This window comes from Sphingomonas sp. Leaf230, assembly GCF_001421745.1.
In the GTDB taxonomy this organism is placed as follows: domain Bacteria; phylum Pseudomonadota; class Alphaproteobacteria; order Sphingomonadales; family Sphingomonadaceae; genus Sphingomonas.
On sequence record NZ_LMKW01000012.1, the window covers coordinates 201,603 to 227,982 of the forward strand.

A 26,380-nucleotide genomic window follows, 5' to 3' on the forward strand; every position below is an offset into this window, starting at 1 on the left:
GGGTTGTTCGGACCAGCAGATAGGGACGGGGGCGGTGGCGTGAAAGGGTGCGACCGACCGGCGGCGCCCTATTCCTCCGACCGGATCAGCACCGCCTCGCCGATGAAGAAGAACAGCAGGAACGGCGCCCAGGCGGCGAGGAACGGCGGGTAGGCGCCGAGATTGCCCATCGCGAGCGCGAAATTGTCCGCGACGAAGAACGCGAAACCAAGCCCCATGCCGATCACGGCGCGCACGAACAGCTTGCCCGATCGCGCGATGCCGAACGCCGCGACCGCGCCCAGCAGCGGCATCAGTACCGACGACAGTGGCCCCGACAGCTTGTGCCACAACGATCCTTCGAGCGCCTTCGTCGGCCGCCCCGCGTCGGACAGGTCGGCGATCGCCGCCTTCAGCGCGCCGAACGACAGTCCGTCCGCATCGACGCTCGCCAGCGTGAACTGGTCCGGCCGCACGTCCTTGGCGATCACCACGGCGCCCAAGGGTCGGACGTTGCCGCTCTTCACGTCGAACCGGGTCGCAGGGCTTACTTCCCAACCGTTCGCGACGCGCCTGCCGTGATCCGCCCGCAGGATCGCGACGAGGTTGCCGCCGGTGCGATCGTACAGCGTGATGCCGCCAAGCCGCGTCGCGTCACCGCGCCCGCGGATCTGCGCGACCTCGATCAGGTCGTCGCCATCGCGCACCCACACGTTCGCGCGGTCGCCGCGATCGATCGGCAGCTTGCCGTAATTCACCTTCTGCCACTGGTTCAGCGTCGCCGTCGCCCGCGCCACCACGCGGTCGTTGAACACGAAGCTGATCACCGCGACACCCAGGCTCGCGACCAGCAAGGGCGCGAGCACCTGATGCGCGGACAGGCCGGAGCCCTTCAGCGCGACGATCTCGCTGTTCTGGTTCATCGTGATCAGCGTCAGGATGGTGCCGAGCAGGACCGAGAACGGCAGGAACCGCGAGACGATCTGCGGCGCCCGCAGCGACACATACTGCCAGACCTGCGCATCGCCATTGCCGGGAAAGGCGAGGATGTCGCCGGAGTTGCTCAGCAGGTCGAGCGCCTGGAGCACCAGCACGAGCGCGGCGAGCACCGCGAACGTCCGCACCAGGAACATCCGTCCCATGTAGATCGCGACCGTCCGCGACGGGAAGAAGCTGATCAGGTTCATGCGGCTTTGCTCTTACGGAAGCCGGGGATACGCTTGGTGATCGCCTTGAACGTCTTCGAGAAGACGCGTTCGAGCGCACCGATCGGTTGCCCGCCGGGGACATAGGCGATCGTGTAGTACATCCACAGGATCAGCCCGGCGAAGATCGTGAACGGCACCCACAGTGCGATGATCGGATCGATCCGCCCGAGTTCGCCGACGTCCGCCGCGTATTGGTTCACCTTGTGATAGGTAACGATCATCACGATCGACAGGAACACGCCGAGCGCGGACGAGGATCGCTTCGGCGGCACGCCGAGCGCCAGCGCGAGCAGCGGCAACAGGAACATCGTCGCGACCTCGGCAAGGCGGAAGTGGAATTCGGACCGGCTGCCGTCGCGCTGCTCCAGCGTCGCGCCGCGCTGGCCCTGCTTGGCAAGCTCCGGCAGCGTATATTCGAGATTGCGCCCGCCGCGGCTGCGGAAGCTCTCGAACTTGGGCAGGTTGATCGGCAGATCGTGGCTGCTGAAGGTCAGCACGCGCGGCGTCTTGAACTCGGGCCGGTTGTGGATCAGCGTGCCGTTCGCAAGGCGGAAGATGATGACGTTGGGATCGTCGGTCGCGAGGAACTTGCCCTTCTCCGCGGTCACCCCCAGCCAGTCGCCATTCTGGCTCGACGCATGGACGAAGATCCCGGATAGCTCGCGGCCCTTGTCCTTGCCCTCCTCGATCCGCAGCGTCATCCGATCGCCGAGATTGGTGAACTCCCCGACCTTGATCGACGCGCCGAGTGCACCCGTGCGCAACTCGAACCGCAGACCCTCGTAATAATAGCGCGCGATCGGTTGGACATAGCCGACGATCGCAAGGTTCAGCAGCGCCAGTGCGATCGTGTACATGTACGGCACGCGCAGCAGCCGGTTGTAGCTCATCCCGACGCCGCGCAGGACGTCCAGCTCCGACGAGGTCGACAGCCGGCGGAAGGCGAGCAGGATGCCGAGCATCAGCCCGATCGGAATACCGAGCCCCAGATATTCGGGCAGCAGATTGGCGAGCATCCGCCACACGACGCTGATCGGGCCGCCTTGCGTCGCGACGAAATTGAACAGTCCGAGCATGCGATCGAGCACGAACAGCATGACGGCGATCAGCAGCGTCGAAAATAGCGGCACCGCGATCAGCCGGGCCATGTAGCGGTCGATGGATTTCATGCGCGGGTTGGGCTCGGTATGCTGGGTCGCGCGGGTATAGGGGCGCACGCGCTAGGCGTCATCCTCAATCGCAACGCATCAGTGAACGATCATTCCGCGGCGATCGGCTGGTTCGTCTCGCGGCGCTCCGCGGCCATCGCAGTCAGGACCGCGCGCTCCAGGCCGTTGAGCGTGAAGGGTTTACGCAACACCTCGTGCCCGCCGAACTGCGCGACGTTCACCTCGCCGGCAAACCCGGTAACGAACAGCACTGCGACGTGCGGATAGAGCGGCGAGAGCGCGGCGATCATCTCCGGCCCGGTCTGGCGCGGCATCAGCACGTCGGAAATGATCAGCCCGATCCCCGGGTTCGCCGCCAGCAGCGCAGGGGCGGCAAGCGGATCGTCGCACGCGATCGGATGATGCCCGATCTCCTCCAGCGCGCCGGTCGTCGCCGCCAGCACGCGCGGATCGTCCTCGACCACCAGGATCTGCAACGTCTCCGGCATCGTCGGTGCGACCGGCTCGACCATCGCGATCGGGACGGTCGGCAGGGGCGTTGCGGCCAGCTCGGCGGCGCGCGGAAAATAGAGCGTTACGGTCGTTCCTTCGCCCGGTGCGGAAACGATGCCGACTTCGCCGTGCAACTGCTGGACCAGCGCGAAGATCTGGCTGAGCCCCAATCCGGTGCCCTTGCCGACTTCCTTGGTGGTGAAGAACGGTTCGAACACGCGCTCGGCGACGTCGGGCGCCATCCCGCAGCCATCGTCGCCGACCATGATCGTGACGTAATCGCCCGCCGCGCACCGCCCGACCTGTTCCGCTGCCAAAGTTATCGTGCCGGTCGCGACGGTCAGCGTGCCGCGTCCGTTCATCGCGTCGCGCGCGTTGACCGCCAGGTTCAGCACTGCGTTCTCAAGCTGGACTCGATCGGCGCGGACGCACCCGCCGGCCGCATCGTCGCGCACGATGACCGTGATCGCGTCCCCCAGCGTGCGGTCGAGCAGGTCCGACATCCCCGCGACCAGCGCGGCGGCGTCGATCGTCTCGGCCTTCAGCGAATCCTCGCGACTGAAGGCGAGCAGCCGGCGGGTCAGCGCCGCCGCGCGGTTCGCACCCTCGGTCGCGCTGTCGATATGGCGGCGGACGCTGGCCGGATCGCTGGCGAGATTGCGCCGCGCCAGTTCGAGGCCGCCCAGCACCACCGCCAGCATGTTGTTGAAGTCATGCGCGATCCCGCCGGTCAGCTGGCCAACCGCCTCCATCTTCTGGATCTGGCGCAGCTTGGCCTCCTGCACGCGCAGTTCCGCGGTGGCGGCGGCGACCGCGGTGGTCAGCTCGCCCGCGCGCTCGCGCTCCAGTTCGGCATCGGCCAGCGCGGTCGCCCGCTCTCCGACCGCGCGGATCGTGAACCAGCCGAGCAGGATCGCGCCCAGCACGATCAGCACGCCGAATATCGCCAGCACCCCCGCGACCCAGCTCGACCGCTCGACCGATCCCAAGGCCGCCGCCGTCCGGTCGTCGAGCAACGCGCGCTCGCGTGCGATCAGCGTGTCGAGCGTCGTGTTGATCTCGATGAGCGTCGGCGCCTTTCGCCCCTGGTAATAGCGTGCGAGCGCCTGGCCGTTCTTGCCGTAGCGCGTGTTGAGCGCCGTCAGCGACAACTCCCGCCCGCGCGCGTCATAGGCGGCACGAAGCCGATCGACTCGCGGCTGCTGCTCGGGATTGTCGTTGGTGATCTGGTCGAGCCGGTCGATCTGCGTCCCCGCGAGCAGCCATTCGTCGAAATAGAGTTGCCCCAATTGCTTGTCGCCGCTGATGACGTACCGCCCGAGCGACGCCTCCGATCGCGCGATCGTCCCGGACAGCGTGCGCGCGAGGATCATCACGTCATAGCTGTGCGCCTGAAGTTCGAGCGCGCGATCGCGCTGGCGATTGGCGTGGCCGAGCGTCACGATCAGCGCAATGAGCACAGCCGCACCGAGCAGGCCCATCACGACCAGCATGGCTATGCGCCATCTCGCCCCGCCCCCCTGGGCCGCAGTTTCGACCTCGTCTTGCGTCACGGCCGGCATCCTAACGCGTCGTTGCCCACACGCAATGACTTGGAACGCCGGTACCGATCGAACATTTCACGGATGTTTCCTCCTCCCCGCGAGAGGAGGAAACCGTCAGCCGATCACGCCGACGGCGCGGCCAGCGGTCTCGAACATGCCCAGGATCGTCGTGATCTGCTCGTCGGTATGTTCCGCGCACAGCGAGCACCGCAGCAGGAATGTCCCCGCGGGCGTTGCGGGCGGACGCGCCATGTTGACGTAGAGACCACCCTCGAGGAGCGACTGCCAGATCGCGATCGCCTGTTCCTGGTCGGTCAGGATCACCGCGATGATCGCCGAATCGGACGTCTCGGTGCCGAGCTTGAAGCCCATCGCCTTCAGCCCGCCGTGTAGCCGCCGCGCGTTCTTCCAGAGCTGAGCGCGCTTGTCGTGCGCGGTCATCAGCTTGCGGATCGAGGTCGCGGCGGTGGCGACCACCGACGGCGGCAGTGAGGCGGTGAAGATGTACGGACGGCAGGCGAACCGCACCATCTCGAACTTCGGGTGGTTCGACACGACGAACCCGCCGACCGTGCCGACCGACTTCGAGAAGGTGCCGACGACGAAGTCGACCTCGTCGGTGAGGCCCATCTCCTCGTACACGCCGCGACCATTGGGGCCGAAGAACCCCATCGAATGCGCCTCGTCGACCAGCACCATGCAGCCATGCTTCTTGGCGACCGCGACCATTTCCTTCAGCGGCGCGATGTCGCCGAGCATCGAATAGACGCCTTCGAGCACCACCAGCTTGCCCGCTTCCTTCGGCAGGCGACCGAGCCGCTTGTCGAGATCGGTGACGTCGTTGTGGCGGAAGCGGACGATCTCGGCATTGCCCTGCTTGCAGCCGTCGTAGATCGACGCGTGGCTGTCGGCGTCGAGGATGACGTATTCGCCCTTGCCGGCGAGCGTCGAGATGATCCCGAGATTGGCCATGTACCCGGTCGAGAACACGATCGCGCCGGTCATGTCGTAGAATTCGCGCAGCGCCTGTTCGACGTCGATATGATCGTGGAACGTGCCGTTGAGCATCCGGCTGCCGTTGGTGCCCGACCCGAACGCGTCGAGCGCGTCCTTGCCCGCCTGGATCACGTCGGGGTCGAACGTCATGCCCATGTAATTGTAGGTGCCGAGCAGGATCGTGTCCTTGCCGCGGATCACCGCCTGCGTCGGCCCCTTCACCTCGTCCATCACGATCGCGAACGGATTGCGCACGCCACTGGCGATCAGCGCCTCGCGTTCGGCGATAAGCGCGTCGAATTTCGACATGAGGTCGCGTTCGGGGGCGACCTCGGGCGCGTCGACGGGGAGGGCGTGGGCGGTGGTGGCGGCTTCGGTCATCGTCATTCGGCCTTGAAAACTTCCGTTCGTCCTGAGTAGCGGCTGAGCGAAGCCGAAGACGCGTATCGAAGGGCAGGTGGTTCGATACGGGCCTTCGCCATGCTCAGTCCCTACTCACCACGAACGGGATATCTTGAATTAGTCCTGCTTCAGTTTTGCGACCGCGTCGACCAGCTGGCCGACCGTCTCGATCTCGGCCTGCATGTTCATCGTGATGATGATGTCGAACTCGTCCTCGATCGCGGCGACGAAATCCATGACGGTCAGGCTGTCCCACTCCAAGTCGCCCTGGAACGTCGTCGCATCGGTCAGCGGCGCGTTCTTCTTGTTGAACGGCTCGATCTGCGCGGTGACGGTGTCGTAGATCTGCTGGCGGTCGCTCATCGTAATCCTTCCGGGTGTCGGCGCAGTCCTGACAGGGAATTGCGGCGGCTTTTCGGCGCTATAGCAGCCCGGCGGCGCGATACCACGCCGCGGTTTGCGCGAGCGCCTGAGGAGTCGGGACAGACGGCGTCCACAGTGAGACCGGCGGCGGCTTGTGCGAGACCCAGTCGGGGTGGCAGAAATAACCGACCCGGTCGCGCGTCAACTTGGCCTTGCTACGACGGACGAGCCGGTCGGCAGCGGACGCGAGCTTCAGGAGCGCCCGGGGCGTCGAGAAGACCTTGACCGGCTTCCCGACTGCCACGCCGATTGCTCGTGCGAAATCGCGATTGTCCCAACCGTTCGGCACCCCGTCGTCGGGCTCCATGATCGACGGCGCATCGGCACTCTCGGCAAGGGCGAGCAGCAGCGTGGTCAGGTCCTCGACATACAGCAGCGAGACGCGTGTGCCGGCCGGGGGCATCGGCAGATACCCCGACCGTGCCGCCTTGAAGAGATCGAGCAGGTCGTGATCGCGCGGGCCGAAGATCGCGGGCGGGCGGACGATCGTCCAGTCCAGCCCCGACGTCTGCACGCGCGTTTCCGCTTCGGCCTTGGACCAGCCGTAATTCGACAGCGTCGGCTCGCGTGCGGCGAGCGAGGAGACGTGGACGAAGCGGCGAATGCCGGCCGCCCGCGTCGCCTGAAGGATGCCTTCGGTTCCGGCGACGTTACCCTCGGCAAAGCCCGCACGGTTGGCCGCGTTGACGACACCGGCGACGTGGATCACCACATCCGCGCCCTCGACCAGCGTCGCGAGGCTCTTAGGCCGATCAAGCGCGCCTTCGATCCAGGTCACACCGATGCGCTTGGCCTGCGGCTTCCGCGCGAGCGCACGGACGGTGTGGCCGGTCTCCAGCGCGTGGTCGATCAGATGGCTGCCGACGAACCCGGTGCCGCCGGTGATGGCCAGGATCATGACGGAGCTCCCGAGGTAGCAGTAGAAGTATGTTCACCCGCGAAGGCGGGTGCCCAGTCTGGGCACCCGCCTTCGCGGGTGAACAAGGCCCGGCCGATCATACGAGCGCCAGGTGATTGCGGTGCACCAGCGCGGATCTTGGAGCGTACCCAAGGATCGCCGCATGGTCGTCGCTATGCCGGCCGAGCAAGCGTACGGTATCGGCCGCATCATACTCCGCAAGGCCCCGCGCGACAGTCCCAGCAGGCCCTTCGATCGTCACCAGATCGCCGCGAGAGAAAACCCCATCGATCCGGGTCGCACCAGTGGCGAGCAGACTCCGACCCTGTCCGAGCGCTGCCGCAGCCCCGGCATCGACATGGATCGAGCCCTTTGCGGTCAGGCCGCCCGCCAACCAAGCTTTCCGCGCGGACGCGGTGCGTTCGGCGGTGAAGAACGTATGGCGGGCAGGGGTGGACAGCGGATGCTCGATCCGCCCCGACGCGATCGCCAGCGGAATACCAGCGCCGGTCGCTATCCGCGCCGCGGCGATCTTCGAGGCCATCCCGCCCGAACCCATTCCCGAGCCCGACCCATCGTCCGCCATCCCGGCCACCGCATCGATCCGCGGCACGCTGGCGATATGGGTAGCGGACGGATCGGTATGCGGATTGGCGGTGTAGAGCCCGTCGACGTCGGACAGCAGGATCACCCCCTGCGCGCCGGCGGCTTGCGCGACGCGGGCGGCGAGGCGGTCATTGTCGCCGAACCGGATTTCCTCGGTCGCGACGCTGTCGTTCTCGTTGATGACCGGCACGACCTTCAGCGACAACAGCCGGTTTAGCGTCGCGGCGGCGTTGAGATAGCGGCGCCGGTCTTCGAGATCGTCCAGCGTGACGAGGATCTGCGCCGCGTTAAGCCCCTGCGCGGCGAGCAGTTCGGCCCAGACCTGGCTGAGCGCGATCTGGCCGGTAGCCGCCGCGGCCTGCGCGTCTTCGAGACTGGCGCGGCCACCCTTTGCGAGACCAAGCCGGCGCGCGCCCAAGGCGATCGCGCCAGACGACACGATCGCGACCTGCTGGCCTTCACCAGCCCGTGCAGCAATGTCGGCCACGAGACCGGTCAGCCACTCCCGCCGAACGCTCCCGTCCGGATCGACCAGCAACGCCGATCCGATCTTCACGATCAGCCGGGGGCAAGACGACGGTGGAAACATCACGCATTCCCCTCCCGCTTGCGGGAGGGGTTAGGGGAGGGGCGGGCGTGACCTGTCGGCAAGAAAGCCCTCCCCCGACCCCTCCCGCAAGCGGGAGGGGAGAAATCGAAAGCCCACCCTCTCCCCGCAGGGGAGAGGGTTAAGCAAGACGTCAGAGCGGCGACCATGCGACCGGCACTTCGCCTTCTTCCAGTTCCTTCGCCGCGCCCGGTGCCGGCCCGATCGCCTCGATCAGCTGGTCCAGCACCGCTTCGATACCAGCGCCGCTCGCGCCCGAAATCGCCATCACCTCGGCACCGCTGGCTTCCGCCAGTTCCGCCGACAACGCCGCGATCAGCTCGGGATCGAGCATGTCGATCTTGTTCAGCGCGACGATCACCTTCTTGTCGGTGAGCCCCTCGCCGTAATTCTCCAGCTCGTCGCGCACGATCCGGTACGATTCGGCCACGTCACGGTCGTTCGCATCGACCAGATGCAGCAGCACCCGGCACCGCTCGATATGCCCGAGGAACCGATCGCCGATCCCAGCACCCTCGGCCGCACCCTGGATCAGCCCCGGAATGTCCGCGACCACGAACTCGCGCTGCTTGTGGCGCACCACGCCCAGCTGCGGCCGCGTCGTCGTGAAGGCATATTCGCCGACCTTCGCCTGCGCGTTCGTCACCTGATTGATGAAGGTCGACTTGCCCGCATTCGGCAAGCCGACGAGGCCCGCGTCCGCAAGCAGCTTCAGCCGTAGCCAGACCCACGCCTCGCCGAACGGCCAGCCGGTGCCGTGCTGGCGCGGGGTACGATTGGTCGAGGTCTTGTAGCTCGCATTGCCGCGCCCGCCATCGCCACCGCGGAACAGCACTTCGCTTTGGCCGACCTCGGTGAAGTCGATCAGCACCTCTTCCTTGTCCTCCGACAGCACCTGCGTGCCGAGCGGAACGCGGATGACGAGGTCCTTGCCACCCGCGCCGGTGCGGTTCGAACCCGACCCGCCCGAACCGCGCGGCGCACGGAAATGCTGCGTGTAGCGGAAGTCGATCAACGTGTTCAGGCCGGCGATGCATTCGAACACGATGTCGCCGCCCTTGCCGCCATTGCCGCCATCGGGGCCGCCATATTCGATATATTTCTCGCGGCGGAAGCTGACGGCACCGGGGCCGCCCTCACCCGAACGTACGTAGATCTTGGCTTGGTCTAGAAAATGCATCGCCGCCCCATAGCGAAATTGGCGAAAATCTCCACCCTCTGCGATTCGCCCCTCGATCCGGAGCGTTCAGCAGCGGGCAGGGGCGGCGGCGTCCTTGCTGGCAAGCAGCGCATCGAGCGCCAGTTCGCGCGCCTTGCCGACCGGCAGCCCCAGCGCGCGCGCCATCGGTGCCCCCATCAACGCGTCACCAAGCGCCATCAGCACCAGCGTCAGCGTCTGTTCCTGGATCGGCTGGTCCCCGGGCATGTCGCCCTCCGCCAGTTCGTCGACGAGGTCGTGAATAGCGGTCAGGATCGGATCGAGCGCATTGGTATTGCCCGACAGGATCATCCAGCTCGCCAGCGCCCCCGCGCCGCCCTTGCCGAACGCGTCGAAGGTCATTTCCACCACCTCGCGCGGATCAAGCTCGCCCGCCCGCACGCGCAGAACCGCTGCGCCGATGGTGCCGACGATGTCCGCCGCCATCCGCGTGATCAGCGCGGTATGCAGCGCCTCCGCCGAGCCGAAATGGTGGAGCAAATTGGCGTGCGTACGCCCGACGCGGCCTGCCACGGCCTTCAGCGTGACGGCGCTTGGGCCACTCTCGACGAGCAGGGTCCGCGCGGCCTCGACGGCGGCTTCACGCGATTCGGTGGGGGAGAGTCGCTTGCGCGGAGTTGACGTCACGGACCGGGAAACCTATTTACATCAATGTAAGTAACGAGTGTTCATTCCTGTTTGGAGGTTTCCGTGGCGAAAGCAACCACGCCTGCCGATCTGACGATCACCCCGCGCGACCGCCGCTTCGGCCGCGGTGCCGCGATTCGCCGTTGGTGGCTGAACGACGATCCCATTGCGACCGCGTTCTACAACGCGCTGTCGGTGACGTTCCCTAAGGGCGAGGGCTATTTCGTCGACAGCGTCAGGAAGTTCCGCGAGGGCACGCCACCGAAACTCCACGCCGAGATCAACGCCTTCATCAAGCAGGAGGTGATCCACACCCGCGAGCACGTCGCGTTCAACCGCCACGTGACCGACCAGGGCTACGACGTCGCGCCGTTGATCGTGGATGTCGACGCGGCACTGGCCTTGACCAAGGGGCGGCCTGCAATTGCGAGCCTCGCCGCCACCACCGCACTCGAGCATTTCACCGCGATGCTGGCGCACGAGCTGATCGCCAACCCGAAGCACCTCGCGGGCGGCGATCAGCAGGCGGCGGCGCTGTGGCTGTGGCATGCGGCCGAGGAGATCGAGCACAAGGGCGTCGCCTACGACACGTGGCTGCACGCGACTCGTGACTGGCCACGGATCACGCGCTGGCGGGTGAAGTCGCTGGTGATGCTGATCACGACGTGGCGCTTCTTCACCGGACGTGCGCGGGGGATGGCGGAACTGCTGCGGCAGGACGGGCTGACCGGGCCTCGCATATGGGCGCGGATGGCGTGGTACGCGTTCGGCAACCCGGGGATGGCGCGCAAGATCGCGGGCGTCTGGGCGGGGTATTTCCTGCCGGGGTTCCATCCCTGGAAGCATGACGATCGCGCGCTGATCGGCTTGGCGGAGAGCGAGTACGAGGCGGCGGTGTTGCCGGTTGCTAAGCGGGTGGTGGCGGTAGCGTAGTCGTCGCCGGACGAGCACGGGCGGTTCCCCTTTCTAGTTCTCCCGCGAAGGCGGGAGCCCAGGATACCAAACGCCACCGCCCGTGATTCCTGGCCCCCCGCCTTCGCGGGGGAACAGTTGGGGGGCGTACCCACGCGAAGGCGCCTCCTTGATAGGGCACCACCTAAACAACGGCACCACCCAGGCGAAGGCCGGGGCCCAATTGGGGAGCGTTGCTAACGGAGTACATCGCTCCGTTACTGCGACCTTTCCAATTGGGCCCCGGCCTTCGCCGGGGTGGTGCGCGATCGTACGACGACGGTGCTGCGACTCACGCCGCCAAAGGCATCGGCGCACATCGATCGTCATCCAGGTCCAGCTCGAACATCACCGCAGGCGCCTCGCCCCTACGCCCACGCGAAGCCCGCGCCTCAACCCGCCCCGTAGGCCGAAACCCGAGCTTCGCCAGCACGTGCCCCGACGCCGGGTTATCCACGAAATGAAAAGCATCCAGCCGCCGCAAGCCCAGCGCATGCCGCGCCATCGCCACCACCGCCTCGCCAGCCTCGGTCGCATACCCACGGCCCCAGGCGTCAGGCGCCAGCCAATAGCCGAGTTCATGCCCCGCGTCCGCCGCGCGGATACCGATCCCGCCAACGAGTCGCGGCGTGCCCGCTTCCATCGTCTCGATCATGAAATGGGGGTCGTGTGGCCCACGTGGCTGCGCCAGAAACGCCTCGGCATCCCCCAGCGCATACGGCCAAGGCGCCCGCGCCAGCTTGGCGACCACCGACTCATGGCCGATCGCCCGCGCCAGTGCAGGCGCATCTTCCGGCCAACCCGGCCGCAATGTCAGTCTCTTGGTGCGCGCGAACACGGCTCTACTCCTATCGCGTCATTGGCTGCGCGCATGCCACGTCGGGATGACGGGACCGCGACAGCCGCGTGGAGGGAGCAATAAAAAAGGGAGCCGGGGTGACCCGTCTCCCTTGTTCAGGTTCGCTTTCGCGACCCGGGTCACCCTGGTGGGCAACCCGGATGGTTACCCGATATTATTCGGCTGCAGCTGCCATGTCAGCAGTGTCGTTCGCTGCCAGCTCGACCGAGCAGAATTTCCGTCCGAGTTTGCCCTGGCTGAACACGACGCGGCCATCGACCAGCGCGAACAGCGTATGATCGGTACCGATGCCGACGTTCGTGCCCGGGTAGAACTTCGTCCCGCGCTGACGCACGAGAATGTTGCCGGCGACGCACGCCTGGCCACCGAACTTCTTGACGCCAAGGCGACGACCGGCCGAATCGCGACCGTTGCGCGAAGAGCCGCCTGCTTTCTTATGTGCCATCTGAAGCTACTCCTTATGCCTGAGCGGCCGGGGCATCAGCCTCGGTCTGCTTGGCGGTCTGGCCACCCACGGACACGATCTTCAGGATCGTGTGCTGCTGGCGATGGCCGTTCTTACGACGATAGTTATGACGACGACGCTTCTTGAAGACGATGACCTTGTCCGCCTTCGCCTGCGCGATGATCTCTGCAGCGACGACGAAGCCCTCGACGGACCGCAGCTCCGAGCCTTCGCCCGCCAGCAGAACGTCACCCAGCGTCACCGACGCACCTGCATCGCCCTCGATCTTCTCGATGACGATCTTATCTCCGGCGGCGACGCGATACTGCTTGCCGCCCGTGCGCACGACTGCGAACATGGCCCTTGTCACTTTCCAAATACGTGTATCCCACGAACGCAGGGTCCGCCGGAAGAAGCCGGGCAGCTAAGCGAGGGGGGGAGAGTTGTCAACCGCGAAGGGGCGGGAAAGGGTGGTTTACCGCGAGGTGCTGCCCACAGGCGAGGCAGAGGATTGTTTCCCCGCGAAGGCGGGGACCCAGTCTGGGCTCCCGCCTTCGCGGGAGAACAAGCTTTTTACAAGCTAAGCGATTCGCCCTTAGTGCCGATGAACCTGCCGCAGCGCGTACCGACCATCCGCATATTCACTGAACAGCCCATCGATCGCCGGATGGTCGACCGGCTCGTCGCTATCGTCCGGCACTAAGTTCTGCTGGCTCACATAAGCGACGTAGCTCGACTCCATGTTCTCGGCGAGCAGATGGTAGAAAGGCTGGTCCTTGCGCGGACGAATGTCCTCGGGGATCGCTGCATACCATTCGTCGCTGTTCGCAAACACCGGGTCCACGTCGAAGATCACCCCGCGAAAATCGAACAGCCGATGCCGCACGACGTCGCCGATCGAGAAATTCGCATGCGAAACCGGCGGTGCGACCACCTCGGCGGGCACGATCGGGCGGGTGATGTCGTGAGCGATACTGTCGTGTCGGGGCATATCGGCCAATTTAGGGTTTGTTTTGCGCCGCACAAGGAAAACGCGTCGAGCGGCGCTGGGAGCGCTCAAAACCCTCTTGCATCGCTGGGGCCCTTTCATTAGAGGCCGCGCTTCGACCGATCGGAGGCGCTGTTCGCAGAGCTTCGGATGACCTGCGGAGAGGTGGCAGAGTGGTCGAACGTACCGCACTCGAAATGCGGCGTACCCGCGAGGGTACCGTGGGTTCGAATCCCACCCTCTCCGCCATTTATTCCCTATACCACCGGACATTCGCCGTCAGGCGCACCCCCAATTAGGCGGTCCCACGCGCATACGGCGATGGCAATGCCCTCCGTCGCGGCCTAGACGATGGGCGGTACGATCGCCGCCGCGTCGTCGAGAAGGATGCCGCACCAAGCCTATGATATCGACCGACCAGGCACTCGCAGACCTTGGCTGGACTGCGCATTTCGCGGACCAGCTTGCCGAAGATGAGCAGCAATATTGCCACCCTGTCCGCGTGATGGCGGTGCACCGCGGCAAGATCGCGGTGTCCGGCGCCAAATCGGACGGTTTCGTCTCACCCTATATCGCAGGCGCGCAGCCCGAGGACGATCACCCTACGGTCGGCGACTGGCTGCTGATCGACGATCGCACGCAGGAGGCGACGCGAGTCCTTCGCCGGATGAACCTATTCAAGCGACGCTCACCGGCCGATCCGCGGAAAGATCAAATGATCGCCGCCAATGTCGACACCGTCTTCATCGTCGCATCGTGCAACCAGGATTTCAGCATCGCCCGGCTCGAGCGCTATCTCGTGCTGGCGCGCGAGGTGGGGGTGCCACCGGTCGTCGTCCTCACCAAGGCCGACCTGACCGACACGCCCGAGGAGTTCGCGGCCGCTGCGCGCGCGATCGAACCGGGATTGCTCGTCGAAACCGTCGACGGACGCGACCGGGCGGACGTCAAGCGGTTGGCGGCATGGTGCGGGCCCGGCAAGACCGTCGCGTTCCTCGGCTCGTCCGGTGTCGGCAAATCCACGCTCGTCAACGCGTTGCGGGGATCGGACAGCATCGGAACGCAGGCGGTGCGGGGCAAGGACGGTACCGGCCGCCACACGACGACGGTGCGCGAGATGCACCGGCTCGACCAGGGCGGCTGGCTGCTCGACCTTCCCGGTATGCGCGAACTGCAATTGTCGGAGGCCGCGACCGGGCTGGCCGAGGTGTTCGACGATATCGCGCTGCTCGCGCAGGAGTGTCGGTTCGCCGATTGTTCGCACGGGGTGGAGCCGGGGTGCGCGATCCAGGCGGCGATCGCGGCAGGGGCGCTGGCGCCTGACCGCTTCGAACGCTGGCGCAAGCTCAACGCCGAGGAAAACGGCGCCGCGTCACGGCTGACGAAGCGTCGGACGCGGTAACGCGCTCACCGCGCTTCGGCGTTTCCAAGCGATCGGGCGCGGTAGAGCATCAGGGCGCAGCATCGTTGCTGTACTGTCGAGGCTGCTGTGAAGCAGATCAAGATCTGACAGAGTATAGATCGCCGTGGTGAACTATGCCGGACAAGCAAACGCCCGGACCGTTGCCGATCCGGGCGCCTGCGTGACGATCGCTCGTCAGCCCCCATTTTTTTGCTCTCGCATCTCGTCTTGCGACGGAGCGGAAAAGCAGTCCCCGAACCACGGCCGTTGCCTGTGTCTCAGCGAGTTTGTTGCTAGTTATGTCCGTGGATTTTGTCACGGTCTTTGCGCGGGGCGGCTCACGATTGAACTGGGCCTGTGGCGATTACGCAACAGACCAATCTAGACACTTCCGGATCGGGACTGACCCGGCCCTGCACGAGGGGGGCGTCGCACGCCGAGCGCACCGCCACGCACCGGCCTCAGAGCCAGCCCCGACAGTTGCCTCGCAACGGGCCGCGTCCTAGAGCCGCTGCACTCTATCCCTAACGATCGAACCTGGCCGCCCATGATCCTGTCCCGCTACGAACGGATGATAGCCCGCCGCTATCTGCTGCCGGGCAAGGGCGAGGCGTTCATCTTCCTCGTCGCCTCGATCAGCCTAGTCGCGGTCATGCTTGGCGTCGCCGCGCTGGTGATCGTGATGAGCGTGATGAACGGCTTTCGCGCCGAGCTGTTCGACAAGATCGTCGGACTCAACGGCCATGCGGTGGTGCAGGGCGTCGGCAACCGGCTCCCCGACTGGCGCGAGATCGTCGCGCAGGCGCAGAAGACGCCGGGCGTCACCAGCGCGCTGCCGCTGATCGAACAGCCGCTCGCCGCCACCTATAACGGCCGTGCCGAGGCGGTGCTGGTGCGCGGAATGCGCGTCGACGACATCCGCCGCAATTCGACGATCAGCAACAAGGTGATCATGGGCTCGCTCCAGTCGATCACGCAAGGGTCCGGCCGCATCGCGATCGGCTCGCGCCTTGCCGAATCGCTCGGTGCGCAGGTCGGTTCGGAGATTTCGCTGTTCAGCCCGCAAGGGCAGACGACGCCGTTCGGCACCGTGCCGCGGATCGTCAGCTATACGGTCGGCGCGATCTTCGAGATCGGCGTCTATGATTACGACAAGGCGTACATCATCATGCCGATCGAGGATGCGCAGACGCTCCTCCTGATGGGCGACGCGGCCGGCATGGTCGAGCTGAAGACGGTCGATGCGGACAAGGTCGGCGAAATCCTTAAGCCGCTCGCCGACAAGATCGGCGGCAACGCGGTGATCGCCGATTGGCGGACGATGAACGCGCAGCTGTTCGAGGCACTCGCGGTCGAGCGCGTCGCGATGTTCACCGTGCTGTCGATCATCATCCTGGTCGCGGTGTTCAACATCCTCTCGTCGCTGATCATGCTGGTCCGCGCCAAGACCCGCGACATCGCGATCCTGCGAACGATGGGCGCGACGCGCGGCTCGATGATGCGGATCTTCATCGTCGTCGGCACGACCATCGGCGCTCTCGGCACGGTCGCGGGGCTCGTGCTCGGCTTCATCTTCCTGTTCTACCGGCAAGGCGTCGTGAACTTCGTCCAGCTCGTCACCGGTCAGAACCTGTGGGATCCGTCGATCCGCTATCTGACCGAACTCCCGTCGAAGACCGACCCGGTCGAGATCGTCGTGATCGCGCTGATGGCGCTCGTCTTCAGCTTCCTCGCAACGCTCTATCCGGCCTGGAAAGCGGCGAGTACCGACCCCGTGCAGGTGCTGCGTTATGAATGAAGGCCTCAAAATCGATCGCCAGATCGAGAAGTTCGACGATTATGTCCTCCAGACCAGCGGTCTCACCAAGAGCTTCACGCAGGGTGGCGCGACGATCGACGTGCTGCGCGGCGTCGACCTCGCGATCGCGCCGGGCGAGATCGTCGCGCTGCTCGGGCCGTCGGGCTCGGGCAAGTCGACGCTGTTGCAAGCCGTGGGCCTGCTCGAGGGTGGCTTCCAGGGATCGATCAGAATCGCCGGCACCGAGGCAGCCAAGCTCAACGCGCACGAACGGACCGTGGTGCGCCGCGACAGCCTCGGCTTCGTCTATCAGTTCCACCACCTCCTGCCGGACTTCAACGCGACCGAGAACGTCGTCCTCCCGCAGCTCGTCCACGGCGCGACGCGGATCGAGGCGGACAGGCGGGCAGCGGAATTGCTGACCCAACTCGGCCTCGGCCACCGCCTGACGCACCGCCCAAGCCAGCTCTCCGGTGGCGAGCAACAGCGCGTCGCGGTCGCCCGCGCGCTCGCCAACAAGCCCGCCCTGGTGCTCGCGGACGAACCGACCGGCAACCTCGACGAACACACCGCCGACATCGTCTTCGCCGAGTTCATCCGCCTGGTCCGCGAACAGGGCACCGCGGCGGTGGTCGCGACGCACAACGAGCGGCTCGCGGCGCGCATGGACCGCGTGCTGCGGCTGCACGAGGGAAGGCTGGCATGATCTGGGGCGAGACGCCGACGCTCACCGGGCGTCACGTCACGCTCCGCCCGCTGGTCGCCGACGACATGGATTCGCTCGTCGCGGCCGCGTCGGCGGACAACCTCTGGGACACATTCTACGCCAACGTGTCGATGATGAAGGCGCCCGACCGCTGGCTCGCCGCGGCGTTGCGCGAGCAGGACTTCGGGCGGGCGCGACTGTTTGCGGTGGTGGCCGGCGGGACCGTCGTCGGCACCACGCGCTTCATGCGGATGAACGAGGGCAACAAGCGACTCGAAATCGGCGGCACCTTCTACGCCAAGTCCGTGCAGCGCACCGGCGTCAACACCGAGGCCAAGCTGATGCTGCTGACCCACGCGTTCAACGCCCTCGGCTGCGAATGCGTCCAGATCCGCACCGATTCGCTCAACAAGCGGTCGCAAGCCGCGATTGAACGCCTCGGCGCCAAGTGCGACGGCGTGTTGCGCGGGCACCAAGTGATGGCCGACGGCCGCTTGCGCGACACCGTCGTCTACAGCATCCTCCGCCACGAATGGCCCGGCGTGCGTCAGAACCTGGCGTATCTGCTCGCGCGAAACGAGGACCGCCCATGACCGCGATCACCGACTTCACCGTAAAAAACGCCGACGGCACAGCGACTTCGCTCGAACTTTACCGCGGCAAGGTGCTGTTGATCGTCAACACCGCCTCGAAATGCGGCTTCACCCCCCAATATGACGGCCTCGAAGCACTCCATCGTGACTATGCCGATCGGGGTTTCGAAGTCCTCGCGTTCCCGTGCAACCAGTTTGGCGGGCAGGAACCCGGCGACGCGGCGGAGATCGCCAATTTCTGCACGCTGACCTACGACGTGACGTTCCCGGTCTTCGCGAAGATCGACGTCAACGGGGCAGGGGCCGACCCGCTGTTCGAGCGGCTGAAGTCCGACGCGCCGGGCGTGCTCGGGTCGAAGGCGATCAAGTGGAACTTCACCAAGTTCCTTGTCGGTCGCGATGGGGCGGTGGTGGACCGCTACGCCCCGACGACCAAGCCCGAGGACATCCGCAAGGATATCGAGAAGCTGCTCTAACCCACAGGGGCACCACCCCACACCACCACCCCGGCGAAGGCCGGGGCCCAATTGGGGGACGGCGGTGAAGACCGCTGCGCTCCGTTACTGCAACCTCACCAATTGGGCCCCGGCCTTCGCCGGGGTGGCGCTTTCTCGCGAGGAGAGGCCAAGCATCCCAACGTAGCGTGTTCCCCCGCGAAGGCGGGGGCCCAGACTGGACTCCCGCCTTCGCGGGAGAACAACCAGTTCGCGGGGAAAGTCAGGCGGTCACCGAAAACGCCGGTGCGCCCTTCTTGTGCGCGAGGGCCGAAGCAACCGAAGTCACCCCGCCAAACAGGAAGCTGATCCCCAGCACATACCCCGGCAACGTCAACGCCGACCAAGGCAGCGTCGCCAACACGATCACCGCCAGCAGTATATTCACAACACCAAGCGCGATCATCAGCCCCTTGCCGCGCCGAAACCGCGCCCCAAGCCCGATCTCCAGCGCCCCACGCACACCCAGCCAAACCGCAATCAGCAACGTCAGCGATATGGCCCCCGTCGCAGGCTCGAACGCCATGATCAGCCCGATTACCAGCGACACCAGCCCAAACCCGATCGCATAGCCGCGCCCCTCATGCCCCTTGCCGGCAAGTCCCGACACGATCGACACGATCCCGGCGGCAATCAGGAACGCCCCGATCACCAGAGTCGCGGCATAGGTCGCGGAAAACGGCGACGCGAACGCCATGATCCCGAGCACCACCGACAACACGCCATACGCCAGGATCCACCCCCAGCCCGCGCCCGCACGCGGCGTTCCCGCAGCCGTGGTTTCGGTATCGGCAAAGTGCCCGCGTGGATCGGTCATGTAGAATGCTCCCAGAAGTCCCCGCCGCAACGGCTCGTCGTGTCCGCAGTTCCGATCGGACTCATCCCGGCTGGTCGAATCACGCTGCAGCGCCTACCTCCGGTCGATGCATTCCGGTTACGTCCCCCTCCGCGTTTTCTCCTGCTACACCATGCTCGACGGCGCCATCGATCCGAAAGCGATCGCCAAGCAGGCGCGCGCGCTTGGCTTTCCCGCCGCCGCGCTGACCGATCGCAACGGGCTCTACGCCGCGATGGCCTATTCGGACGCCGCCAAGAAGGACGGTGTCCAGCCGATCATTGGCGTCATGCTCGGCGTCGGCCGCCCCGACATGCCCGACGGCGTCGCGACGCAGTTCGACTGGCTCGCGCTCTACGCGCAGAACATGACCGGCTACGACAATCTCTGCGCGCTCGTCTCGATGGCGCATCTCGATCGCCCGATCGAGATGCCCGCGCACGTCGATTTCGCCGCGCTCGAACGCCACACCGACGGCTTGATCGCGCTGACCGCAGGCGGCGAAGGCGGTCTCGCCCGCCTGTTCGCGGAAGGCCAGCCCGCCCGCGCCCGCGCTTACCTGGACCGCCTGCAAGGCCTGTTCGGCGACCGCCTCTACATCGAACTCTCGCGCCGCAACGACGCGATCGAAACGGCGGCCGAAGCCGACCTCATCGACATCGCCTACGAGCGCAACCTGCCGCTGGTCGCGACCAACCCGTGCTGCTTCACCGAGAGCGCGTTCGGCGATGCGCACGACGCCATGCTCTGCATCGCGCACTCGACCTATGTCGAGACCGAGGACCGCATCCGCAGTTGCCCCGAAGCCTGGATGAAGCCGGCCAAGGTGATGCACGAGATGTTCGCCGACCTGCCCGAGGCGATCGCCAACACGCTCGTCGTCGCACAGCGCTGCGCGGTGATGGCGCCGTACCGCAAACCGATCCTCCCCAGCCTCGCCGGCGATATCGAGGGCGAGGCAAAGCTCCTCCGCGACGACGCCGAGGCCGGTCTCGAAGCGCGTCTCGCGCGCATCACCGAACTCCACGGTGAGGGAGAGGACGGCTGGCGCGACGTGTACCGCAAGCGGCTCGCGTTCGAGGTCGACGTGATCGTCCAGATGGGCTTCCCCGGCTATTTCCTGATCGTCGCGGACTTCATCAAATGGGCGAAGGACCACGACATCCCCGTGGGCCCGGGCCGTGGCTCGGGCGCCGGCTCGGTCGTCGCCTGGTCGCTGACGATCACGGATTTGGACCCGATCAAGCTCGGCCTGCTGTTCGAACGCTTCCTGAATCCAGAACGCGTGTCGATGCCCGATTTCGACATCGATTTCTGCGAAACCCGCCGCGTCGAGGTGATCCGCTACGTCCAGGAGAAATACGGCCGCGACCAGGTCGCGCAGATCATCACCTTCGGAAAGCTTAAGGCACGCGCCGTGCTCAAGGACACCGGCCGTGTGCTCCAAATGAGCTACGGCCAGATCGATCGTCTCGCGAAACTGGTCCCGAACCATCCGACCGACCCCTGGACGCTGGAACGCGCGCTCAACGGCGTCGGGGAACTCGCGAAGGAATACGCCAACGACAACGGCGTCCGGAAACTCCTCGATCTGGCGATGAAGCTGGAGGGCTTGCCCCGCCACTCGTCGACGCACGCCGCCGGCGTGGTGATCGGCGACCGGCCTTTGGCACAGCTCGTCCCGCTGTATCGCGACCCGCGCTCCGACATGCCCGTCACGCAGTTCGACATGAAATATGTCGAGGGTGCCGGCCTCGTGAAGTTCGATTTCCTCGGGCTGAAGACGCTGTCGGTGTTGCAGAAGGCGGTGCAACTGCTCGCCAAGCGCGGCATCGTCGTCGACCTCGACGCGCTCGAATGGGAAGATAAGCGCGTCTATGCGCTGCTCCAAAAGGGCGACACGGTCGGCGTGTTCCAGCTCGAGTCGGAGGGCATGCGCCGCACGCTGTCCGCCGTCCGCCCGTCCAATTTCGGCGACATCATCGCGCTCGTGTCGCTCTATCGACCGGGCCCGATGGACAACATCCCGTCGTTCGGCCGCCGCAAGAACGGCACCGAAGCAATCGACTATCCACACCCGCTGCTCGAACCGATCCTGTCGGAGACCTATGGGATCTTCGTCTACCAGGAACAGGTCATGCAGGCCGCGCAGGTCCTTGCCGGCTTCTCGCTGGGCGGCGCCGATCTGCTGCGCCGCGCGATGGGTAAGAAGGTGAAGGCCGAGATGGACGCGCAGCGCGCGGGGTTCGTCGAGGGTTGCCTGAGCGTCAACGGCATCAAGAAGGCCGAGGCGAACGCGCTGTTCGACTTGATCGACAAGTTCGCCGGCTACGGCTTCAACAAGAGCCACGCCGCTGCCTACGCGCTGCTCGCGTACCAGACCGCGTGGCTCAAGGCGCACCACCCGCACGAATTTTTCGCGGCCTCGATGTGCTACGACCTGCACCAGACCGACAAGCTCGCGATCTTCACCGACGACATGCGCCGGCTGGGAATCACGTCGCTGCCGCCGTGCATCAACGCGAGCCAGGCCGAGTTCGATGTCGAGGTTCTGCCTGACGTCGAGCTAGCGCCCGAACCAGAAGCTTGTTCACCCGCGAAGGCGGGTGCCCAGACTGGGTCCCCGCCTTCGCGGGGAAACAATCTGGCGGTTCGTTATGCGCTAGGCGCCCTCAAGAGCGTCGGCGAAGGCGCAATGGAAAAACTGATCGTCGAGCGCGTCCAGAACGGTCCGTTCGCCGGCCTCGACGATCTCGCCAAGCGAGTCGACCCGCGCCTGCTCAACAAGCGCCAGCTCGAAACGCTCGCCGCCGCCGGTGCCTTCGACGGCCTCGACCAGAACCGCGCCGGCATCCACGCCACCGCCGAGACGATCCTCGCGATCGCCGCACGCACGCACGAACAGAAGACCAGCGGGCAGGGCGGCTTGTTCGGTGACGCCGAACCCGCGGGCGACGCGATCAAGCTTCCCCCCTCGGTCCGCTGGACGCTCAGCCAGCGCATGGATCAGGAGAAGGAAGCGTTCGGCTTCTATTTCTCCGCGCACCCGGTCGATCGCCATCGCCACATCGCGGTCAGCCACGGCGCCCGCGCCTACACCGCGCTGTCGGAGCTCAACATCCCCGACGACGGCAGCCGCGCCGGCGCGACGATGGCCGTGCTGGTCGAGGACGCGCGCTACCGCACGTCCGCACGCGGCAAGCGCTTCATGATGGCGCAATGCTCCGACGCCAGCGGCCAGTTCATGGCGACCTGCTTCGATGACCAAGTCTCGAAGGATCTCGAAGAGGCGGCCAAGGCCGGCGGCTGCGGACTAATCACCGTCGAGCTCGATCGTAAGCCCGGCGAGGACACGCCGCGCGTCAGCATCAAGCGTATCCAGCCGTTCGAAGGCCTCGCCAACCTCGCGCGTTTCCAGGTGGTCGTGACGATTTCTGACATGACCGCGTTCGCCGGCCTCGCCTCGCTGCTCGCCGAACATCGCGGCGCGCGCGGCGAGGTTCGCGTGCGTGCGCAACTGCCCGACGGCGAGGTCTGCATCCTGCTCGGCCGCGACTTCCTGCTCGACGGGGAGCTTGTCGAGCACATCGAGTCGTTGCACGGTGTCGCCAAGGTGGAGATGAAGACCTCGGAAACAAGGCTCGCTCTGGTCGGGTAACAGCTTGGGAGAGCATGAATGCTGGGTGGAATGCAGGATTTCGAGCTTCGTGTTCCCCGCCTGATCGACCACGCGGCACGCGAACACGGCGCGAGGGAACTCGTCAGCTACTGGGCGGATGGTCGCGAGACGCGCACCAACTGGGCGGGCGTATCCCGCGACGCCCGTAAGCTCGCGCAGGCGCTTGAGAAATTAGGCGTAGCCCCCGGCGACCGGGTTGCGACGCTGGCGATGAACCACGCGCACCACCTCGTTGCCTGGTACGGCGCGATCGGCATGGGCGGCGTGATCCACACGATCAATCCCCGCCTGTTCGACGAGCAGCTCGTCTACATCGCCAACCACGCCGAAGACCGCGTGATGCTCTACGACAAGGCGTTTCAGCCACTCGTCGATCGCCTCCGCGGCCAATGGGGCAGCATCCGCCACTTCATCTGTTTCGATGATCTGGGACCCGACGGTTTCCAGGCGATGCTCGACGCCGAGGACGGCGACTATGAGTGGGTCGAGGGCCCGGAGCGCGACCCGTGCATGCTCTGCTACACCAGCGGCACCACCGGCGATCCGAAGGGCGTGCTCTACACGCACCGCTCGACGATGATCCATGCGATGGCCGAGGTCGCGCCCTGGGTGTTCGATCTCTCGCCGAACGCCGTAGTGCTTCCGGTCGTGCCCATGTTCCACGCCGCCGCCTGGGGCCTGCCGTTCGCCTGCGCGCTGTCGGGGGCGAAAGTCGTCTATTCCGCGGTCAACGATCCCGCCGTGCTGTGCCGCCTGATGAACGACGAGAAGGTGACGCACTCCGCCGGCGTGCCGACCGTCTGGCTGGCGATGTTCGGCCACATGGACGCGTCGGGCGAAGCGCCGCGGCATCTTAAACAGGTGACGATCGGCGGCTCGGCGGCCCCCCGCGCGATGATCGAGAGGATCATGGGGCTCGGCGTCACCGTCAAGCACCTGTGGGGCATGACCGAAACCTCCCCGATCGGCACCGCCGGCTTCGCGCCCCCGCACTGGGACGACATGAGCCACGACGAGAAGCTCGATCTGGTCGGCAAGCAGGGCAGCGTCCCCTTCGGCATAGAACTCCGCATCATCGACGACGAAGGCACGGTCCTCGCCCGCGACGGCCAGATCGCCGGCCGGTTGCAGGTGAGGGGCCCCTGGGTGGTCCAACGCTATTTCGGCGCCGACGAAGACGCGGTCGACGCGGAAGGCTGGTTCGACACCGGCGACGTGGCGATGCTCCACGCCGATGGCACCATGCAGATCACCGATCGCTCGAAGGACGTCATAAAGTCCGGCGGCGAATGGATCAGCTCGGTCGACCTGGAGAACGCCGCCGTCGGCTGCCCCGGTGTCGCAGAGGCGGCGGCGATCGGCATCTACCACCCCAAATGGGACGAACGCCCGCTGCTGCTGGTCGTCCGCAAGCCCGGCAGCGAGGTCACCGAACAGGCGATCCTCGATCACCTGACGAAGCACGTCGCAAAATGGTGGCTCCCCGACGCGATCGTCTTCGTCGACGACCTCCCGCACACCGCCACGGGCAAGCTACTGAAAACCGCCCTCCGCGAACGCTTCAAGGATTTCGCGCTGGCGTCAGCCTGACTGGTCTTCAAGCGACGCCCGACTTGGCATTTATGCCGCGCGGGGCGTGCGCTTAGCTTTTCTGATCCGCGGCTCGACCAGCATGTCAGCCGCCGCCTTGATCTCCTGCCGAAGCTCATCGCGCTTCTCGTGGATCGAGGCGATGACGGGGCCCATCGCCACGCCGAGATCGACCAGCACCGCCTCGGCCAGTTGCAGCGAACTCTCCAGCGTCTCCGGCACGGCATCGGTGACGCCTGCACGGTACAGCTCGGCTGCATGCGCCGTATCTCGCGCACGCGCCACGATCGGCAGGTCCGGGGCCAAAGCCCGCACCCGCCTCGCCAGGCGTACCGTCAGCACCGGATCGTCCATCGTCAGGATCAACGCCTTGGCGGTATGCAGCTTCAGCCTGTCGACCAATTCCGCGCGCGCCACGTCGCCGAACAGCACCGGATGTCCCTGCGCCCGCGCTGCTTCGACCGAGTCGATATCCGCCTCGACCGCGACGTACTTCTGGCCATGAACTGCGAGCATGTCGGCGACCATCCGCCCGACCCGACCAAAGCCGATCACGACGGTTCCCGGCCCATCGTCGTCGATCTCAATATCGCCGGCGTCGGCACCTGACCGGCTTTCCAGTTGACGCGAGACGGTGCGGCCGAGCTTTGCCAGCAGCGGCGTGATCGTCAGCCCGATCGCAGTGACGGTCTGCCAGAAAGCGGCGGTCGACGGCAGGATCAACTGCGCCTGCGCGGCCGTTGCAAGCACGATCAGCGTGGTCTCGGAGGGGCTACCCATCAGCAAGCCCGTCTCGGCCGCGACCCCGCGCCGCGAATTGGCGACGCGCAGGAACAGGAACGTGACGATCGCCTTGGTCGCCACCACGCCCGACACCGCGAGTAGGAGCGACGGCCAGTTCTGCGCGATCAGCCGGAGGTCGAGGCTCATGCCCACCGTGATCAGGAACACACCTAGCGCGAGCCCCTTGAACGGCGCGGTGATGACCTCGACCTCGCTGTGATATTCGGTCTCGGCGATCAGCAACCCCGCCAGCAGCGCGCCAACGATAGGCGACAGTCCGGCGGCCGTTGTCGCGACGCTCGCTACGATCACCACCAGCAGCGACGCGGCAAGGAAGAGTTCAGGGCTCTTGGTGCGCGCGGCCTGCCCGAACAGCCGGGGCAGGACGACCCGCCCGCCGATATACATCGCGACGACGGTCAAACCACCGCGCAATGCCACGCCGGCGATGTTCGACCAGCCGTCTGCGCTCGCAGTCGGTGCCAGCGCACCAAGCACGAAGATGATCGGGACGAGCGCCAGATCCTCGAACAGCAGCATCGCGAACGCTCCCCGACCGACCGCACCCGTCGTGCCGACGAGCGGTAGGACTAAAGCTGTCGAGGACAGCGCGAGCGCGAACCCGAGCCCTATCGCGCCTGCCCATTCCTGGCCGATGAAGTGCAGCGCCGTGCCGATGATCAGCGCCGAGCCGATCAGTTCGGCAGCGCCGGTACCGAATACGAGCCGCTTCATCGACCATAGCCGCTTGAACGACAGTTCGAGGCCGATCGAGAATAACAGCAGGATGATACCGAACTCGGCGAACGGCTCGATCGACTCTGGGTTCGAGATGGTTAGGTAATACAGCCACGGCATAGAGCCGGTGAGCGAGCCCAAGCCGGCGGGGCCGACCAGCAGGCCGACCAGGATGAAACCGATGACCGGGCTAACCCGGAACCGCGCGAACGCGGGAATGACGAGGCCCGCCGCGCCCAGAATGACGAGCGTGTCGCTGAAACCTTGATTGTCGAGCCGTAATGCCATGCTACGCTTAGACCAGCCTTGCGGCGGGGCGGCTAGGCTGTTTGTGTCGTAGAGGGGCGAA

Annotated in this window: 23 protein-coding genes and 1 tRNA gene; 9 read left to right on the plus strand and 15 right to left on the minus strand. The window is 65.9% G+C overall.

Translation table 11 applies throughout. From position 1 onward, the window contains the following. Window positions 1-68: 68 nt before the first annotated feature. The 9 genes from lptG to ASE82_RS16910 all read right to left on the minus strand — a co-directional run bounded on the left by lptG (window position 69) and on the right by ASE82_RS16910 (window position 10,170). The gene (lptG, locus tag ASE82_RS16870; protein ID WP_056065936.1) at window positions 69-1,166 is read right to left on the minus strand and encodes an LPS export ABC transporter permease LptG; all 1,098 of its coding nucleotides are present in this window, start codon (window positions 1,164-1,166) and stop codon (window positions 69-71) included. After that, complete coding sequence (gene lptF / locus ASE82_RS16875) at window positions 1,163-2,356, minus strand: LPS export ABC transporter permease LptF (protein WP_200910743.1); 1,194 nt, start codon at window positions 2,354-2,356, stop codon at window positions 1,163-1,165. The genes lptG and lptF overlap by 4 nt, the downstream gene beginning before the upstream one ends. A gap of 89 nt (window positions 2,357-2,445) precedes the next feature. Further along, on the minus strand, window positions 2,446-4,341 hold the full coding sequence (locus ASE82_RS16880) for an ATP-binding protein (RefSeq protein WP_156348940.1): 1,896 nt from the start codon (window positions 4,339-4,341) through the stop codon (window positions 2,446-2,448). 165 nt (window positions 4,342-4,506) lie between these two features. Then, window positions 4,507-5,769 carry a serine palmitoyltransferase gene (gene spt / locus ASE82_RS16885; RefSeq protein WP_056066129.1) on the minus strand — a complete coding sequence of 421 codons (1,263 nt, stop codon included), beginning with the start codon at window positions 5,767-5,769 and terminating at the stop codon, window positions 4,507-4,509. Window positions 5,770-5,907: 138 nt separating this feature from the next. Continuing rightward, window positions 5,908-6,153 (minus strand): acyl carrier protein, encoded by a 246-nt coding sequence (locus tag ASE82_RS16890; protein ID WP_056065939.1) that lies wholly within the window; start codon window positions 6,151-6,153, stop codon window positions 5,908-5,910. Between the two features lie 58 nt (window positions 6,154-6,211). Further along, window positions 6,212-7,111, minus strand: coding sequence for an NAD-dependent epimerase/dehydratase family protein (locus ASE82_RS16895; RefSeq protein ID WP_056065943.1), 900 nt, complete (start codon window positions 7,109-7,111; stop codon window positions 6,212-6,214). Between the two features lie 97 nt (window positions 7,112-7,208). Beyond that, complete coding sequence (proB, locus tag ASE82_RS16900; protein ID WP_056065945.1) at window positions 7,209-8,306, minus strand: glutamate 5-kinase; 1,098 nt, start codon at window positions 8,304-8,306, stop codon at window positions 7,209-7,211. A gap of 151 nt (window positions 8,307-8,457) precedes the next feature. Further along, window positions 8,458-9,504: a GTPase ObgE gene (gene obgE, locus ASE82_RS16905; protein ID WP_056065949.1), complete on the minus strand. Its 1,047-nt coding sequence runs from the start codon at window positions 9,502-9,504 to the stop codon at window positions 8,458-8,460. Window positions 9,505-9,570: 66 nt separating this feature from the next. Further along, window positions 9,571-10,170, minus strand: a complete 600-nt coding sequence (locus ASE82_RS16910; protein ID WP_056065951.1) for a TetR/AcrR family transcriptional regulator — start codon at window positions 10,168-10,170, stop codon at window positions 9,571-9,573. Between the two features lie 63 nt (window positions 10,171-10,233). Here ASE82_RS16910 and ASE82_RS16915 point away from each other — a divergent pair, with 63 nt between their 5' ends. Further along, window positions 10,234-11,103 (plus strand): metal-dependent hydrolase, encoded by an 870-nt coding sequence (locus ASE82_RS16915; protein WP_082441644.1) that lies wholly within the window; start codon window positions 10,234-10,236, stop codon window positions 11,101-11,103. 310 nt (window positions 11,104-11,413) lie between these two features. On the opposite strand, the gene ASE82_RS16920 is transcribed toward ASE82_RS16915, so the two are convergent. The 4 genes from ASE82_RS16920 to hspQ form a co-directional block, all read right to left on the minus strand. Next, window positions 11,414-11,959: a GNAT family N-acetyltransferase gene (locus ASE82_RS16920; RefSeq protein WP_235524774.1), complete on the minus strand. Its 546-nt coding sequence runs from the start codon at window positions 11,957-11,959 to the stop codon at window positions 11,414-11,416. Between the two features lie 175 nt (window positions 11,960-12,134). Further along, window positions 12,135-12,425 (minus strand): 50S ribosomal protein L27, encoded by a 291-nt coding sequence (gene rpmA, locus ASE82_RS16925; RefSeq protein WP_056055842.1) that lies wholly within the window; start codon window positions 12,423-12,425, stop codon window positions 12,135-12,137. A 13-nt stretch (window positions 12,426-12,438) separates the two neighbouring features. After that, a complete protein-coding gene (rplU, locus tag ASE82_RS16930) occupies window positions 12,439-12,783 on the minus strand; it encodes a 50S ribosomal protein L21 (protein WP_056065957.1) in 345 nt (114 codons plus the stop codon). A 237-nt stretch (window positions 12,784-13,020) separates the two neighbouring features. Next, window positions 13,021-13,416 carry a heat shock protein HspQ gene (gene hspQ, locus ASE82_RS16935; RefSeq protein ID WP_056065959.1) on the minus strand — a complete coding sequence of 132 codons (396 nt, stop codon included), beginning with the start codon at window positions 13,414-13,416 and terminating at the stop codon, window positions 13,021-13,023. A gap of 156 nt (window positions 13,417-13,572) precedes the next feature. On the opposite strand from hspQ, the gene ASE82_RS16940 reads away from it, so the two are divergent. From ASE82_RS16940 to ASE82_RS16965, 6 genes are all read left to right on the plus strand, one after another. Next, window positions 13,573-13,662 (plus strand) — tRNA-Ser (locus ASE82_RS16940). Window positions 13,663-13,816: 154 nt separating this feature from the next. Next, window positions 13,817-14,815 (plus strand): ribosome small subunit-dependent GTPase A, encoded by a 999-nt coding sequence (rsgA, locus tag ASE82_RS16945; RefSeq protein ID WP_056065962.1) that lies wholly within the window; start codon window positions 13,817-13,819, stop codon window positions 14,813-14,815. Between the two features lie 547 nt (window positions 14,816-15,362). After that, window positions 15,363-16,613, plus strand: coding sequence for a lipoprotein-releasing ABC transporter permease subunit (locus tag ASE82_RS16950; protein ID WP_056065966.1), 1,251 nt, complete (start codon window positions 15,363-15,365; stop codon window positions 16,611-16,613). Beyond that, entirely contained in the window at window positions 16,606-17,319 is a 714-nt protein-coding gene (locus ASE82_RS16955) for an ABC transporter ATP-binding protein (protein ID WP_056065970.1), read from the plus strand. The genes ASE82_RS16950 and ASE82_RS16955 overlap by 8 nt, the downstream gene beginning before the upstream one ends. Continuing rightward, window positions 17,316-17,912, plus strand: coding sequence for a GNAT family N-acetyltransferase (locus tag ASE82_RS16960; RefSeq protein WP_056065974.1), 597 nt, complete (start codon window positions 17,316-17,318; stop codon window positions 17,910-17,912). The genes ASE82_RS16955 and ASE82_RS16960 overlap by 4 nt, the downstream gene beginning before the upstream one ends. After that, on the plus strand, window positions 17,909-18,388 hold the full coding sequence (locus ASE82_RS16965; protein ID WP_056065976.1) for a glutathione peroxidase: 480 nt from the start codon (window positions 17,909-17,911) through the stop codon (window positions 18,386-18,388). The genes ASE82_RS16960 and ASE82_RS16965 overlap by 4 nt, the downstream gene beginning before the upstream one ends. 241 nt (window positions 18,389-18,629) lie before the next feature. On the opposite strand, the gene ASE82_RS16970 is transcribed toward ASE82_RS16965, so the two are convergent. After that, window positions 18,630-19,223, minus strand: coding sequence for an HdeD family acid-resistance protein (locus ASE82_RS16970; protein WP_056065979.1), 594 nt, complete (start codon window positions 19,221-19,223; stop codon window positions 18,630-18,632). A 151-nt stretch (window positions 19,224-19,374) separates the two neighbouring features. On the opposite strand from ASE82_RS16970, the gene dnaE reads away from it, so the two are divergent. Continuing rightward, the gene (dnaE, locus tag ASE82_RS16975) at window positions 19,375-22,899 is read left to right on the plus strand and encodes a DNA polymerase III subunit alpha (protein WP_235524775.1); all 3,525 of its coding nucleotides are present in this window, start codon (window positions 19,375-19,377) and stop codon (window positions 22,897-22,899) included. A gap of 18 nt (window positions 22,900-22,917) precedes the next feature. Beyond that, window positions 22,918-24,510 carry a long-chain fatty acid--CoA ligase gene (locus ASE82_RS16980; RefSeq protein ID WP_056065984.1) on the plus strand — a complete coding sequence of 531 codons (1,593 nt, stop codon included), beginning with the start codon at window positions 22,918-22,920 and terminating at the stop codon, window positions 24,508-24,510. A gap of 30 nt (window positions 24,511-24,540) precedes the next feature. On the opposite strand, the gene ASE82_RS16985 is transcribed toward ASE82_RS16980, so the two are convergent. Beyond that, entirely contained in the window at window positions 24,541-26,319 is a 1,779-nt protein-coding gene (locus tag ASE82_RS16985; protein ID WP_056065986.1) for a cation:proton antiporter domain-containing protein, read from the minus strand. Window positions 26,320-26,380 lie beyond the last annotated feature (61 nt).

What these genes read in the sequence shown, in the direction of transcription:
- lptG (WP_056065936.1), bottom strand. Translation starts at nt 1,166, where the DNA reads ATGAACCTGATCAGCTTCTTCCCGTCGCGGACGGTCGCGATCTACATG.
- lptF (WP_200910743.1), bottom strand. Translation starts at nt 2,356, where the DNA reads ATGAAATCCATCGACCGCTACATGGCCCGGCTGATCGCGGTGCCGCTA.
- ASE82_RS16880 (WP_156348940.1), bottom strand. Translation starts at nt 4,341, where the DNA reads ATGCTGGTCGTGATGGGCCTGCTCGGTGCGGCTGTGCTCATTGCGCTG.
- spt (WP_056066129.1), bottom strand. Translation starts at nt 5,769, where the DNA reads ATGACCGAAGCCGCCACCACCGCCCACGCCCTCCCCGTCGACGCGCCC.
- ASE82_RS16890 (WP_056065939.1), bottom strand. Translation starts at nt 6,153, where the DNA reads ATGAGCGACCGCCAGCAGATCTACGACACCGTCACCGCGCAGATCGAG.
- ASE82_RS16895 (WP_056065943.1), bottom strand. Translation starts at nt 7,111, where the DNA reads ATGATCCTGGCCATCACCGGCGGCACCGGGTTCGTCGGCAGCCATCTG.
- proB (WP_056065945.1), bottom strand. Translation starts at nt 8,306, where the DNA reads ATGTTTCCACCGTCGTCTTGCCCCCGGCTGATCGTGAAGATCGGATCG.
- obgE (WP_056065949.1), bottom strand. Translation starts at nt 9,504, where the DNA reads ATGCATTTTCTAGACCAAGCCAAGATCTACGTACGTTCGGGTGAGGGC.
- rpmA (WP_056055842.1), bottom strand. Translation starts at nt 12,425, where the DNA reads ATGGCACATAAGAAAGCAGGCGGCTCTTCGCGCAACGGTCGCGATTCG.
- rplU (WP_056065957.1), bottom strand. Translation starts at nt 12,783, where the DNA reads ATGTTCGCAGTCGTGCGCACGGGCGGCAAGCAGTATCGCGTCGCCGCC.
- hspQ (WP_056065959.1), bottom strand. Translation starts at nt 13,416, where the DNA reads ATGCCCCGACACGACAGTATCGCTCACGACATCACCCGCCCGATCGTG.
- rsgA (WP_056065962.1), top strand. Translation starts at nt 13,817, where the DNA reads ATGATATCGACCGACCAGGCACTCGCAGACCTTGGCTGGACTGCGCAT.
- ASE82_RS16950 (WP_056065966.1), top strand. Translation starts at nt 15,363, where the DNA reads ATGATCCTGTCCCGCTACGAACGGATGATAGCCCGCCGCTATCTGCTG.
- ASE82_RS16955 (WP_056065970.1), top strand. Translation starts at nt 16,606, where the DNA reads ATGAATGAAGGCCTCAAAATCGATCGCCAGATCGAGAAGTTCGACGAT.
- ASE82_RS16960 (WP_056065974.1), top strand. Translation starts at nt 17,316, where the DNA reads ATGATCTGGGGCGAGACGCCGACGCTCACCGGGCGTCACGTCACGCTC.
- ASE82_RS16965 (WP_056065976.1), top strand. Translation starts at nt 17,909, where the DNA reads ATGACCGCGATCACCGACTTCACCGTAAAAAACGCCGACGGCACAGCG.
- ASE82_RS16970 (WP_056065979.1), bottom strand. Translation starts at nt 19,223, where the DNA reads ATGACCGATCCACGCGGGCACTTTGCCGATACCGAAACCACGGCTGCG.
- dnaE (WP_235524775.1), top strand. Translation starts at nt 19,375, where the DNA reads ATGCTCGACGGCGCCATCGATCCGAAAGCGATCGCCAAGCAGGCGCGC.
- ASE82_RS16980 (WP_056065984.1), top strand. Translation starts at nt 22,918, where the DNA reads ATGCTGGGTGGAATGCAGGATTTCGAGCTTCGTGTTCCCCGCCTGATC.
- ASE82_RS16985 (WP_056065986.1), bottom strand. Translation starts at nt 26,319, where the DNA reads ATGGCATTACGGCTCGACAATCAAGGTTTCAGCGACACGCTCGTCATT.